The organism is Brucella tritici (assembly GCF_008932295.1).
Classification (GTDB): domain Bacteria; phylum Pseudomonadota; class Alphaproteobacteria; order Rhizobiales; family Rhizobiaceae; genus Brucella; species Brucella tritici.
Window position 1 is genome coordinate 232,934 of the sequence record NZ_WBWA01000002.1, and the last position, 12,237, is coordinate 245,170.

A 12,237-nucleotide genomic window follows, 5' to 3' on the forward strand; every position below is an offset into this window, starting at 1 on the left:
GGTGTAGACGCGCGACCCTCATCCTGAGCTTGTCGAAGGACCGATCCTTCGAGGCTTCGCTACGCTCCGCACCTTAGGATGAGGGCGGAGGCGTGTAGCGGTTTTCTATCCCTTACGGATAAAGCCGGTCCTTGTTCCAGTCACCTTCCGGCTTGAGCCGGGTGAACAAGACGCGGTCGTGCAGGCGGAACGGGCGGTCATGCCAGAATTCGATCGAGACCGGGCGAATACGGAAACCCGACCAGTAGGACGGGCGTGGAATGTCACCGATGGCATATTTTGCTGTATATTCCGCAACGGCCTTTTCCAGCGCGAAGCGGCTTTCCAGCGGGCGTGACTGCTTGGATGCCCATGCGCCGATGCGGCTGCCGCGCGGGCGCGAGGCGTAATAGGCATCCGCTTCGGCATCGCTTACTTTCTCCACCGCGCCGCGCACGCGCACCTGACGGCGCAGCGTCTTCCAATGAAAACACATTGCAGCCTTTTCCGCCGACAGGATTTCTCTGCCCTTGGTGCTCTCATAATTGGTGTAGAAGACGAAGCCCTGTTCGTCGAAATCCTTCAACAGCACCATGCGCACATTGGGCAGGCCATCCGGATCGACCGTTGCCAGCGCGACGGCGTTGGGATCGTTCGGTTCGCTCGCTTTGGCATCGGTCAGCCAGTCTGCGAAAAGTTTGAACGGCTGAGAGGATTCGGTGAAGTCGTCGCTTGCGTTTGTCATTTTGGATATTTCAACAGCCTGTCGGAATTTTGCGGATCATCCTGCAGGGGAATCCCCGCCAAAGAAACCCCAGATGGGGCGGGTCGGGAAGGAGCTTCTTCGATAACCGGCATTTTGTCCATGGCCTTGCCGGGATGTGTCGTCGCAGGGCTCGACATAGCTTTACTTGACGGGCAACTTCTTGTAGGCGCCGATCAAGGTGGGGGCTATGCCAAAACTCGATTTTCTGACGCTTTACATCGTAATTCTCTTAAATTCGCTGACGGTCTGCATCATCTGTTCAATGGGCAGAAACTCGTAATGACGGTGAGCATAGGTATCGCCAGCGAGGAGCGCGATAATGAAACGAGTGACCTCGACATTTTTGCCCGGGCCGATCTTGCGCTCGACAAGGTGAAACAGGCTGGCCGGAACGGCTATGCTACCCGCACCGCAACAGTGAACGCACCGCACCTTCACTGTCCCGAGCAGGATACAGAAAACCGGGAACATCATTTGACGGCTGAATAAAGTACGGAGTTGGGCGTTGTGCTCTGATTCCGATTTGTTTACCTTTCCGGCACACCGCTTGTTAACTCAAGTTCACCCATAATCCCTGCATCTTTAGCGTGTAGAAATAAGGGAATAGCGTTGGCCGTCGAGACGCTTCGCCGTAAACACAATCTCCGGAGCCTGAACAGCGGTGCAAAAACACTGTGCAGGGCTGTGATTGGCATATGCATGCTCTCGCTTGCCGGTTGTGCCATGGGTGGTGTGAGCATTGAAAAGGCCGTTCCCGATTCTTCCACGATCACCGGGTCCGTGAAGCAGCCGCAGCCGGTTGAGACCGATACAGGCAAGCTCTCCGATCAATCGGCGATAAAGAACGTTGTTTCTGCGCTCAATTTTACGCAATGGGGCAAAAAGCCCGTGCCGTGGGCCAATCCCGATACGGGCAGCCAGGGAACGATCACGACGATTGCCGAGAACAACAGGAATAATCAGCTTTGCCGCGAATTCGAAACCTCGCGTGAAGCTTTTGACGGAGTTTCCATCTATCGCGGCGAAACCTGCATGGAGCGCGGCGGTCAGTGGACGGTGACTTCTTTCGCTCCGATCTGAGTGTTTGATCCAAAAGACGCTGAAAAGAAAAGCTCGCCCTGACTGGAACTTTTCCGGCCACATGCGCATATTATGGGCAACGAGTCTTACTCATCTCACAGTTATTTTCCTGAAAGAGGAACTATATGCGCGATCCCTATAGCGTGCTGGGCGTCGCCAAAACGGCGAAGCCCGAGGAAATAAAATCGGCTTTCCGCAAACTGGCCAAAAAGCACCATCCGGATCAGAACAAGGACGATCCGAAGGCGCAGGAGCGCTTTGCAGAACTGAACCAGGCCTATGAAATTCTGGGCGACAAGGACAAGCGCGGACAATTCGACCGCGGCGAGATCGATGCTGAAGGCAAACCTGCCTTTCAGGGCTTCACCGGCGGACAAGGTTTCGGTGGCGCACATGGCGATCCGTTTGCCGGCTTCCGGCAGGGCGGCGGTGGCAACAGCCATTTCGAATTCCGTTCCGGTCCCGGTGGCTTTCAGCAGGGCGGCGGCTTCGGCGGTGCGGATGATATTCTGAACGATCTTTTCGGCGGAGCTTTCGGTGGCGGTGCCCGTGCAGGCGGAGCGCGTCAGCGCGGCCCGGCGAAGGGTGCCGATCTTTCCGCGTCCATCGACATTACGCTGGAACAGGCTGCCGGAGCGGAGAAGGTCGAAGCGATTTTCCCGAACGGCAAGCATTTGAAAATCAAATTGCCGAAATTCGTTGAAGACGGTCAGACCATTCGCCTGAAAGGGCAGGGCGAGCCGTTGATGGGCGGAACGGCAGGCGATGCGCTGGTCACGATACACTTCAAGGTGCATCCACGGTTTCGCATGGAAGGGCGTGATGTCCATGTAGACCTTCCGGTCGAACTTGCCGACGCGGTTCTTGGCGGCAAGCAGGAAGTCGAAACGCTGGACGGACGGATCGCGGTGAAAATACCGGTGTGGTCGAGCTCTGATCGCGTGTTGCGCCTGAAGGAAAAAGGCCTTCCGCTGAAAGCCGGGGGACGTGGCGATCTCTACGTGCATGTGCGGATCATGCTGCCGGAAGGCGGCGACAAGGAACTGGAAGAATTCCTGCAAAAGCGCAAAGTCGCTTGAAGCTTCACTTCAATCGGTTAAAGCCGGGTGTTGTCTCTTTGCGGCAGTAAAGTGACAATGCCCGGCTTTTTCACTGCAATTGCTTGAAGCAGAGCCGAGCCTGTGCGATAGGGCAACAAGTTAATTGTTTTCAATGAGGACCCCTAATGACCGCACAGTCAGGTTTGTTGCAGGGCAAGCGTGGATTGATTCTGGGCGTCGCCAACAACCGCTCCATCGCATGGGGTATTGCCAAGGCCGCTCGCGATGCAGGCGCAGAGCTCGCATTCACCTATCAGGGCGATGCATTGAAGAAGCGTGTCGAGCCGCTGGCTGAAGAGCTTGGCGCGTTCGTTGCCGGACATTGCGATGTGGCGGACGCCGCCAGCATCGATGCTGTTTTTGAGACGCTTGAAAAAAAGTGGGGCAAGCTCGACTTCGTCGTGCACGCCATCGGCTTTTCCGACAAGGATGAGCTGACCGGCCGTTATGTCGATACGTCGGAAGCCAATTTCACCAACACGATGCTGATTTCGGTCTATTCGCTGACCGCGATTTCGCGTCGTGCGGAAAAGCTGATGGCTGATGGTGGCTCGATCCTGACGCTGACCTATTACGGCGCCGAAAAGGTCATGCCGAACTATAACGTCATGGGTGTTGCCAAGGCTGCTCTCGAAGCAAGCGTGAAGTATCTGGCCGTTGATCTCGGGCCGCAGAACATTCGCGTCAACGCGATTTCGGCTGGTCCGATCAAGACGCTGGCCGCTTCGGGCATCGGCGACTTCCGCTATATCCTCAAGTGGAACGAGTACAACGCGCCGTTGCGTCGTACCGTTACCATCGAGGAAGTGGGCGATGTCGGCCTTTATTTCCTTTCCGACCTGTCCCGTTCGGTGACGGGCGAAGTCCATCACGCGGATAGCGGCTATCATGTCATCGGCATGAAAGCGGTTGACGCTCCGGATATTTCGGTCGTGAAAGACTGAAGCAGCGAATACGAAATCCCGAAAAGTTGACCGGCTTTTCGGGATTTTTCTTTGTCTTTCCCACTGCGGGGAAATTATCCAGATTATTCATTGACGGCAGATAGAGGTAGGGCTGTGGCTCGGGAGATTATCTACTTTTCGCGTCATGGCGAGACAGACTGGAATGTTTCGCAGCGTATTCAGGGACAGCTCGATATCGATATCAACGATAATGGGCGTAGCCAGGCCGATCGCAACGGCGATATGCTGAAATCGCTGATCGGTGACGGTGCAGGCTTTGATTTCGTTGCAAGCCCCCTGCGACGCACGCGCGAGACGATGGAACGCATTCGTTTGCGCATGGGCCTTGATCCTTACGAATACCGCACCGATCCGCAATTGATGGAAGTCAATTTCGGCGACTGGCAGGGCTTCATGATGGAAGACATTGCCAGGGAGCGCGAAGACCTTCTGGAAGCGCGCGCCCGCGACAAGTGGAATTTCGTGCCGCCCGGCACAACCGCCGAAAGCTATATGGGCCTTTCGCGCCGCATCGGGCGCTGGGTGGAAGCTGTGGAATGGCCCACCGTCTGCGTGACGCATGGTGGCTGTATCCGCACGCTGTTTTACCTTTATGGCGATATGGACGGCCATGCCGCTGCCAATCTTTCCATCCCGCAGGATAAGATTCTGAAGTTTGCAAACGGCAAGCTGGAATGGGTTTGATCCCGCAAATCAGTCTATAGTGACCGCGAACAGAGTTTTGCCAGCGATGGAGGCGTTACATGCCCTTCGAACGTTTCGCGGTCATATCGGATATTCACGGTAACAGCGATGCGCTGGCTGCGGTGCTGGCCGATATAGATGCTTTGCAAATCGAGACGACCATCATCTCGGCGATCATCTGAGCGGTCCCTTAGCCGCGCGTGAGACAGCAGATATGCTGATGGCGCGAGAAATGATCTGCATTCGCGGCAATCATGATCGCTGACTTGTGGAAAAGTCGCTCGCGGAGATGGGCCCCTCGGATCGGGTCGCACGCGAACAGCTCGATGACCGGCAAATCGAATGGCTGCGCGCAATGCCTGCATCGCGCTCTCTGGCTGATGGACGCATATTCATCTGCCACGGAACCCCATCGAGCGATACCACCTACTGGATGGAGAAAGTTACCGCGAATGGCGATGTTGTTCTGCGGTCCCGGGACGAGATCGAGGCGGAGGCCGAAAATATAGCGGCGTCTCTCATCCTTTGCGGCCATACGCATACGCCGCGGGTTGTTCGTCTTGGGGACGGGCGAATGCTGGTCAATCCGGGAAGCGTGGGTTGTCCCGGTTACGACGACGATCACCCGGTTCCACATATTGTCCAGACTGGCAATCCCAATGCGTCCTATGCCGTCATCGGGCAGACCGGGTCTGGCTGGCAGATAACCCTGCGCAATGTTCCCTACGATACGGCACGGATGGTCCAGATGGCGGAGAACAACGGTCGTGCCGAATGGGCGCGTGTTGTCAGAAGCGGCTGGTTCCAGCCCAAATAAAAAGAGCGGCTTATGAGCCGCTCATTTTTCTATAGGGGACGGTTTCGGGCTTACGGAGCTTCCTGAATGTCGGTGATGAAGCGCGTGCTGTCGACCATATCGTAGATGATAAGGACCTTCATGCCCTTGTTGATCGCGCTGTAATCGAACTCGCCGGGCAGCTTGTATGTCTGGCCGTCATCCAGCGTTATGGTTTCGCTGTCCTTGTTGATGCCGGTGATCTTGCCTTCGGCATCGTCTGCCATCGCCACCGTCGAGAAGAGCGACGCCACGATGAGAATTAATCCGACCAGATAATGCATGACTTTCCGTTCCTTTGGTTGTGCCTCGGGTTGGGTTGTCGCCTGACCGATTCGACACGATTGTCGTGATTGCGATTTTTAGCGCGTCGCGCCGGATATCCCACAGTGTAGCGTGCGGAATGTGTCAAAAAAAATGCCGGATATCGATCTTCAGAAGGAAATTTTACGTCACGGGGGAGCTTGATTTGACCGGCGTCAAAAAGCTCAATAAAACCGGGCCGTAAAGTAGCTGCTCTCTCCTTGACCTGCTCCGGACAAGGACAATTTATTCAGGCGTCGCGCATGTCTCACAATAGTTTCGGTCATCTGTTCCGCGTAACCACCTGGGGCGAAAGCCACGGTCTGGCGCTCGGTTGCGTTGTTGACGGCTGCCCGCCCGGCATCACGTTCACGGAAGCCGAAATTCAGGCCTATCTCGACAAGCGCAAGCCCGGCCAGTCCAAATATACGACGCAGCGCCGCGAACCCGATCAGGTGCGTGTGCTTTCCGGTGTTCTTCTGGGTGACGACGGCGTGACCATGACAACGACCGGCACACCGATCTCGATGATGATCGAGAACACCGATCAGCGCTCGAAGGATTATGGCGAGATTGCCCGCCAGTATCGTCCGGGCCACGCCGATTACACTTATGACGTCAAATACGGCATTCGCGACTATCGTGGCGGCGGGCGTTCGTCGGCGCGCGAAACGGCGGCCCGTGTTGCCGCGGGTGCCATTGCACGCAAGATCGTGCCGGGGCTGGAAGTCAAGGGCGCGCTGGTTGCCATGGGTGTACACGGTATCGACCGCCGCCGCTGGAACTGGTCGGAAGTGGACAACAATCCTTTCTTTTCGCCGGATGCGGGTTCGGTCGAGCTGTTCGCGGATTATCTTGATAGCATTCGCAAGAGCGGATCGTCGGTTGGCGCGGTCATCGAGATCGTTGCCGAGGGCGTGCCTGCTGGTATCGGAGCGCCGATCTACGGCAAGCTCGATCAGGATATTGCAAGCCTGCTGATGTCGATCAACGCCGTGAAGGGCGTGGAAATTGGTAACGGTTTCGAGGCTGCCCGTCTTACCGGTGAAGAAAATGCCGACGAAATGCGCATGGGCAATGACGGCAAGCCGCTGTTCCTGTCCAATCATGCAGGCGGCATTCTCGGTGGCATTGCGACCGGTGCGCCGGTTGTGGCGCGCTTTGCGGTCAAGCCGACCTCGTCTATCCTGACCCCGCGCCGCTCCATCGACAAGGACGGCAAGGAAGTGGATGTGATGACCAAGGGTCGTCACGATCCATGTGTGGGTATTCGCGCCGTGCCGATTGGCGAGGCGATGGTGGCTTGCGCGATTGCCGATCATTATCTGCGCCACCGCGGCCAAACTGGCCGCGTCTGAACAATTTGGGGCCAAACTGGCCGCGTCTGACTAACTTGGGGCCAAATTGGCCTCGTCTGATTGAATTCGGCCATATTGGCCATATCTGACCGACGATAGGGCCCGTTGGTTGCCTGACACATAGAGGTCGAAATGAGCTATAACCAGAAGCAGGTCGTGGATGCGCTTCGCGCTTTCGAACGCGGCGAAATCGTTGTGGTCATGGATGATGACGGGCGCGAGAACGAAGGCGACCTGATTGTTGCCGCCGTGCATTGCACGCCGGAAAAGATGGCCTTCATCGTTCGCCACACGTCCGGTATCGTCTGCACTCCGATGACCCGCGACGAAGCCAAGCGCCTCAACCTCGCGCCGATGGTTGCCGAAAACGAATCCGCTCACACGACTGCGTTCACCGTGACGGTCGATTACCGCCATGGCACGACGACAGGCATTTCGGCAGAAGACCGCACGCTGACCGTGCGCAATCTGGCGAACCCGAATGCCGGTGCTTCGGATTTCGTGCGTCCCGGCCATATTTTCCCGCTGGTTGCCCGCGAAGGCGGCGTCTTGATGCGCTCCGGCCATACGGAAGCCGCTGTCGACCTCTGCAAGCTCGCAAACCTGCCGCCCATCGGCGTTATCTGCGAACTGGTCAATGATGACGGTTCCGTCATGCGTGGTCCGGACGTGAAGGCTTTTGCTGAAAAGCACACGCTGCATCGGGTTACGGTCGCCGACCTCATCGCTTATCGCCAGCGCAAGGAAACGCTGGTCAAGCGCGTTGGTGATGCGCCGGTCAAGACCTGTGCAGGTGCGGCCCATGCCTACACCTACGAACTGCCGTGGGAACCCATGCAGCACGTAGCCGTCGTATTCGGCGATATTCGTGACGGCGAGGAAGTGCCGGTCCGCCTGCATCGCGAAGATGTGCTGAACGATGTCTTTGGCAAAGGCGGCAGCAATCTCGATGCCATCATGGAAAAGATGGGCAAGGAAGGCCGCGGCGTACTGGTGTATCTGCGCGAAGGTTCAGTTGGCGTGCGTTCCGATCACCACGACACCCGCGCTCGCGATGCAATCCAGAGCGAGCATGAAAGCCATGCCGAAGCGGTTGCCCGCGAGGAGGAGTGGCGTCAGATCGGTCTCGGCGCGCAGATATTGAAGGATCTCGGCATTACGTCGATTGTGCTTTTGGCATCGCGTGAGCGTCACTATGTCGGCCTTGAAGGCTTCGGCATCCACATCGCACGCACGGAAATCATCTGACCTCCTTCAGACAGAGCTGGCGCATGGCCAACATGGTCATGTGCTGGCGAGATGCTATAGTGAAACTATGACGACACGGCTTTACTGGCATCCGATCTATCTCGAACATCTGACGCCGCCCGGCCATCCCGAGCGCCCGGATCGTATTCGGGCGTTGATGAGCGAACTGGAGGGGCCGGATTTCTATCGGCTCGACCGGATAGAGGCCCCGCGCGGCGATGAGGCGTCGGTACTGCTTGCGCATCCTGAAAAACATCTGGAAGCCATACGCGCCGGAATACCGGAGCCAGCTTCGGACGAGGAAGCGCCAGCGCCTGTGGTGAAGCTCGACGGCGACACCTATGTCAGCCCGAAAAGTCTGGATGCGGCGCTGACGGCAATTGGTGCAGCAACGGCGGCGGTTGATGATGTCTTTTCCGGTGCTGCAAACAACGTCTTCGTTGCAGCCCGCCCGCCTGGACATCATGCCGAGCGTTCCACCGCGATGGGTTTCTGCCTTTTCAACAATATTGCGATTGCTGCCCGTCATGCGCAGCAGCGTCACGGCGCGGAGCGTGTCGCTATCGTTGATTGGGATGTCCATCACGGCAACGGAACGCAGGATATTTTCAAGGACGACCCAAGCGTCCTGTTCTGTTCGACGCATCAGTTTCCCTTGTATCCCGGCACGGGTGCGAAGGATGAAACCGGCGTCGGCAACATCTTCAATGCACCGCTTTCCCCTGATACGGGAAGTCGCGAGTTCCGTGAGGCATTTAATAGTCGTGTATTGCCCGCTTTGGACAATTTCCGGCCAGATTTGATCCTTATTTCGGCGGGCTTCGATGCTCATTTTCGCGATCCGCTGGCCGAGCTCAATCTTGACGAAGCGGATTTTGACTGGGCGACAGGCAAACTCATGGAGCGGGCAGAAAGGTTCTGCGATCACCGGCTAGTGAGTGTGCTTGAAGGTGGATATGATCTAGAGGGCTTGTCGCAGTCCGCGTCTACGCATATTACGCGGCTGTTGAAAGGATGAATCATGGTAACCGAACCGTCCAACGCCGACATTGCAGTAATGAGCTTCGAGGATGCATTGAAGCAGCTTGAGAAGATCGTCGACGATCTGGAGCGGGGCGACGTACCGCTGGAAGAGTCCATTCGCATCTATGAACGTGGCGAAGCCCTCAAGAAGCATTGCGATACGCTTCTGAAGTCTGCCGAGGACAAGGTGGAGAAGATTCGCATTGGCCGCGATGGCCAGCCGGTTGGAACCGAACCGCTTGATCCGGAATAGACTGGTCTAATAATTCTGCTCAGAACAGGGTTCTGAGCTGGGCGACATAAGGCGCGAGAATCCCGCTCAGCATATAGGGGCCAAGGCCCCAGGCCAGCGTCCACCCCGTAGCGCCGACGATGTTGGCTGCCAGAAAATGCAGCGGGTTCATTTTCATGGAACCCGCGACGATACCGTTCAACTGGCGCAGCAACACGACAAAACGCGCAGTCGCCACGACGTAGATTCCCTTGCTATCGAAAAGCTTCTCGAATTGCTCCAACCGTTCCGGTGTCAGCTTAACGAGATGCCCATATCGCAGGATCAGGCGACGGCCACCGAAACGGCCGATCAGGTAGCCAGTGCAATCGCCGAGAACGGCGCCGATGAATACGGCAATCAGCACCGCTTCGATGTTGAGCGTTCCATGCAAGGCAAGCAGCGAACTTGCGATCAGGGCGCTTTCACCGGGCAAGGGTGCGCCGAAAGATTCAAAATATACGATCACGAAAAGCGCCAGCGCGCCATAAGCGGCAATATATGGTTCCAGAAAGCTCATTGATTGGCGGGTCTTTCAGGCGACAGAACTAAAAAGGCTCCGGACGAGCCGGAGCCTGAATTACATGATTCAGTTTCAGCCGATAGAGCGTTTGCCGGAAATTGCGTGGTATACCCACAGCACCACGATGGCACCGATGATGGAAACGATCAGGCTGTATATGTTGAGGCCGGTGACGCCCTGTGCGCCGAAGAAGGTGAAGATGACGCCGCCGATGATGGCGCCGACAATGCCGAGAGCAATATCCAGAAAAAGGCCCTGGCCACTTTTATTGACGATCTTGCTGCCGATGAAGCCGGCAATCAAGCCTAGTATTATCCAGCTTATAACAGACATCTAATATCTCCCGATGCGTAAATACACTTTTGCATCACGCACTTAGGAAATTTTCACACTGCTACAAAATTTGCAAGGTATAATGCTTGTCAAATTGGGAAACCCATTTAACTTTAACTTACCGAATGCACAGTTGGCATCGGATAACAGGGAGTATCGTGTGATGGGAAGTTATGACGACAACTCAGGCAATTCGCCCATTCCCGGCGGAAGCCTCGCGAAACCGGTTCTGATTGCGCTCGGCGCCCTGCTGATCGGCAAGATGCTGAAGGGCAATAGCGATGATACGGCGGCCACTCAGGCGCAGCCCGTGCCAGTGCCGGATCAGTCGCAAGCGGGTGGCGGCCTGCTCGGCGGTATCCTTGGTGGGCTTGGTGGTCTGCTCGGCGGCGCGGCTGCCGGAAGTGCCTCTGCAGCTCCGTCGGCTCCAGGTTCACTGGGCGGTGGTCTTGGCGGCCTCCTCGATCAGCTGAAACAGGCGGGCCTTGGCGACAAGGTTGATTCCTGGGTCGGCCAGGGAACCAATCACTCAATCGAGCCGGGCCAGCTTGGCGACGCAATCGGCCAGAAAACCTTGAGCGAAATTGCTCAGCATGCCGGTATCGACCAGCAGGAATTGCTGGATCAGCTATCGCAGGTTCTGCCCGGTCTCGTAGACAAGCTGACGACTAACGGTCAGGTGCCAGACGCCAGCTCGCTCTCGAAGCTGTTGCAGGGACGCTGACCAAATTTGCATCATGATCAAACCGCACCGCTCGTCGGTGCGGTTTTGTTTTGAGGGCACATTCGATAAAGTGAGATCGCCGCCTACATAAGCACCATAGATCAACTGCTGGAGTTGCGTTTCATGAGTTTCTTTCCGTGTCCTGATCCGGTTCTTGGTGACAAGACTTCGGTAGACAGCATCGAAACGCTGGTCATCCCACGCACAAGCGATATTGGCGGACTGGAAGTGCGGCGAGCCTTGCCGACGGTGCGCCGCCGTCTGGTTGGGCCGTTTATCTTTTTCGATCGCATGGGACCAGCTGTGCTGCGGGATGGAGATGCGCTGGACGTACGTCCGCACCCGCATATCGGACTTTCGACCGTGACCTATCTGTTTGACGGACATATCCGCCACAGAGACAGCCTTGGCACTGAAATGGTTATCCGTCCCGGTGACGTGAATCTGATGACCGCAGGCCGCGGCATTGTGCATTCCGAGCGGTCTCCGGAAGAGGAACGCAACGGACCATTATCAATTTCCGGTATCCAGACCTGGCTCGCACTCCCCGATGCGCTGGAAGAAATCAGCCCTGAGTTTTTTCACACCAATGCGCCGGATCTGCCGGTGATGGAGGACCGTGATTTCTCCGGTCGGCTGATCATGGGTTCCATGCTTGGTGTGAAGTCTCCCGTGATCCAGCACGCCGATACGCTTTATGCGGACATTCGCATAGAGCCGAATGGACGCTTTCCGATCCCGCCCGTGGCCGAAGAGCGCGCTATCTATACATTGCAGGGCAATGTCGGCATTGGCGGCGAAGTGTTTCCGCCGGACCGCTTGCTGGCGTTTCGTCCCGGCGACGATATTGTCGTGAAGGCCGGACCGGAAGGCGCGCATATTATGCTTTTTGGCGGTGCAACTCTTGGTTCGAAGCGCTATGTATGGTGGAACTTCGTTTCCTCTTCGCGGGAAAGGATAGAACAGGCCAAGGAAGAATGGCGCAGTGGCCGCTTCGATATCGTGCCCGGTGACGAGCAGGATTTCATACCTTTGCCTGAATGAG

Annotated in this window: 15 protein-coding genes and 1 pseudogene; 12 read left to right on the forward strand and 4 right to left on the reverse strand. The window is 56.7% G+C overall.

What is annotated here, in order from left to right:
* Positions 1 to 112: 112 nt before the first annotated feature.
* The gene (gene pdxH / locus F9K91_RS03300) at positions 113 to 724 is read right to left on the reverse strand and encodes a pyridoxamine 5'-phosphate oxidase (protein ID WP_151677166.1); all 612 of its coding nucleotides are present in this window, start codon (positions 722 to 724) and stop codon (positions 113 to 115) included.
* A gap of 120 nt (positions 725 to 844) precedes the next feature.
* On the opposite strand from pdxH, the gene F9K91_RS26255 reads away from it, so the two are divergent.
* From F9K91_RS26255 to F9K91_RS03330, 6 genes and pseudogenes are all read left to right on the forward strand, one after another.
* Positions 845 to 1,234: a nucleotidyl cyclase domain-containing protein gene (locus F9K91_RS26255; protein WP_235912746.1), complete on the forward strand. Its 390-nt coding sequence runs from the start codon at positions 845 to 847 to the stop codon at positions 1,232 to 1,234.
* Positions 1,235 to 1,396: 162 nt separating this feature from the next.
* The gene (locus tag F9K91_RS03310; protein WP_247997223.1) at positions 1,397 to 1,825 is read left to right on the forward strand and encodes an RT0821/Lpp0805 family surface protein; all 429 of its coding nucleotides are present in this window, start codon (positions 1,397 to 1,399) and stop codon (positions 1,823 to 1,825) included.
* A 125-nt stretch (positions 1,826 to 1,950) separates the two neighbouring features.
* Positions 1,951 to 2,904 carry a DnaJ C-terminal domain-containing protein gene (locus F9K91_RS03315; protein ID WP_151677168.1) on the forward strand — a complete coding sequence of 318 codons (954 nt, stop codon included), beginning with the start codon at positions 1,951 to 1,953 and terminating at the stop codon, positions 2,902 to 2,904.
* 146 nt (positions 2,905 to 3,050) lie between these two features.
* Positions 3,051 to 3,869 carry an enoyl-ACP reductase FabI gene (fabI, locus tag F9K91_RS03320; protein WP_006466187.1) on the forward strand — a complete coding sequence of 273 codons (819 nt, stop codon included), beginning with the start codon at positions 3,051 to 3,053 and terminating at the stop codon, positions 3,867 to 3,869.
* Between the two features lie 114 nt (positions 3,870 to 3,983).
* Positions 3,984 to 4,574, forward strand: coding sequence for a histidine phosphatase family protein (locus F9K91_RS03325; RefSeq protein WP_151554253.1), 591 nt, complete (start codon positions 3,984 to 3,986; stop codon positions 4,572 to 4,574).
* A 59-nt stretch (positions 4,575 to 4,633) separates the two neighbouring features.
* Positions 4,634 to 5,391: pseudogene (locus F9K91_RS03330) on the forward strand (metallophosphoesterase family protein).
* A gap of 50 nt (positions 5,392 to 5,441) precedes the next feature.
* Here F9K91_RS03330 and F9K91_RS03335 read toward each other — a convergent pair.
* Positions 5,442 to 5,693 (reverse strand): DUF1344 domain-containing protein, encoded by a 252-nt coding sequence (locus tag F9K91_RS03335; RefSeq protein WP_010658359.1) that lies wholly within the window; start codon positions 5,691 to 5,693, stop codon positions 5,442 to 5,444.
* 282 nt (positions 5,694 to 5,975) lie between these two features.
* Here F9K91_RS03335 and aroC point away from each other — a divergent pair, with 282 nt between their 5' ends.
* From aroC to F9K91_RS03355, 4 genes are all read left to right on the forward strand, one after another.
* Entirely contained in the window at positions 5,976 to 7,070 is a 1,095-nt protein-coding gene (aroC, locus tag F9K91_RS03340) for a chorismate synthase (RefSeq protein WP_151677170.1), read from the forward strand.
* Between the two features lie 132 nt (positions 7,071 to 7,202).
* Entirely contained in the window at positions 7,203 to 8,318 is a 1,116-nt protein-coding gene (gene ribB / locus F9K91_RS03345; RefSeq protein ID WP_012090813.1) for a 3,4-dihydroxy-2-butanone-4-phosphate synthase, read from the forward strand.
* Positions 8,319 to 8,385: 67 nt separating this feature from the next.
* Positions 8,386 to 9,336 (forward strand): histone deacetylase family protein, encoded by a 951-nt coding sequence (locus F9K91_RS03350; RefSeq protein ID WP_151651678.1) that lies wholly within the window; start codon positions 8,386 to 8,388, stop codon positions 9,334 to 9,336.
* Between the two features lie 3 nt (positions 9,337 to 9,339).
* Positions 9,340 to 9,594, forward strand: a complete 255-nt coding sequence (locus F9K91_RS03355; RefSeq protein WP_002963588.1) for an exodeoxyribonuclease VII small subunit — start codon at positions 9,340 to 9,342, stop codon at positions 9,592 to 9,594.
* Positions 9,595 to 9,613: 19 nt separating this feature from the next.
* On the opposite strand, the gene F9K91_RS03360 is transcribed toward F9K91_RS03355, so the two are convergent.
* Positions 9,614 to 10,132 carry a DedA family protein gene (locus F9K91_RS03360; RefSeq protein ID WP_151651677.1) on the reverse strand — a complete coding sequence of 173 codons (519 nt, stop codon included), beginning with the start codon at positions 10,130 to 10,132 and terminating at the stop codon, positions 9,614 to 9,616.
* A 75-nt stretch (positions 10,133 to 10,207) separates the two neighbouring features.
* Positions 10,208 to 10,468, reverse strand: a complete 261-nt coding sequence (locus F9K91_RS03365; protein WP_061345118.1) for a GlsB/YeaQ/YmgE family stress response membrane protein — start codon at positions 10,466 to 10,468, stop codon at positions 10,208 to 10,210.
* Between the two features lie 163 nt (positions 10,469 to 10,631).
* On the opposite strand from F9K91_RS03365, the gene F9K91_RS03370 reads away from it, so the two are divergent.
* Positions 10,632 to 11,192 carry a YidB family protein gene (locus tag F9K91_RS03370; RefSeq protein WP_151651676.1) on the forward strand — a complete coding sequence of 187 codons (561 nt, stop codon included), beginning with the start codon at positions 10,632 to 10,634 and terminating at the stop codon, positions 11,190 to 11,192.
* Positions 11,193 to 11,315: 123 nt separating this feature from the next.
* Positions 11,316 to 12,236 (forward strand): pirin family protein, encoded by a 921-nt coding sequence (locus tag F9K91_RS03375; protein ID WP_151651675.1) that lies wholly within the window; start codon positions 11,316 to 11,318, stop codon positions 12,234 to 12,236.
* The last annotated feature ends 1 nt before the right edge of the window (position 12,237 follow it).